The organism is Chromohalobacter sp. HP20-39 (assembly GCF_033052815.1).
Lineage (GTDB): Bacteria > Pseudomonadota > Gammaproteobacteria > Pseudomonadales > Halomonadaceae > Chromohalobacter.
In genome coordinates, this window is the sequence record NZ_JAWHTP010000226.1 from 1 (window position 1) to 401 (window position 401).

Here is a 401-nt window from a genome sequence, read left to right on the forward strand (position 1 = left end):
GTCAGGCCCTGGGAAACCGTGACGCGGCCCTCGCGCTGTACGGCGGTGCCGGCTTGCACCGGGCGACGCTGCAGCTTGCCAGCCTGGTCCAGCACAAAGACGGCAGCCTGGCCGGGCTTGTCGCCCCACATGACGGCAGGCGCCGGCACGGTGATGGCGTTGGGCGCGCTGCGGTTAGGCAGCTCGACCGACACGACGCCGCCGCTGCGCAGCTGTTTCGAGGTTGCCGCACTTTGCGGCACTCGGAAGATTGCCTGCACCAGCGAGCCGTTGTCGCTGCGGGCGGAAAGTCGTTCCAGCGCAAGCGGGAATGACTCGGAGCCGCTCTTGCCCTGGGCGCTGTCTCCGGACGAGAGGGTGGCGGCGACGCTGTCGGGCAGCATGGCAACCACCTCCAGTGC

At 69.6% G+C, this 401-nt stretch carries 1 protein-coding gene; it reads right to left on the minus strand.

The genetic code is table 11. The features are described from left to right. Nucleotides 1-383 (minus strand): hypothetical protein (locus RVY79_RS17755; protein ID WP_317465828.1); only part of this gene is annotated, 383 nt, incomplete at its 3' end. Nucleotides 384-401: the final 18 nt, after the last annotated feature.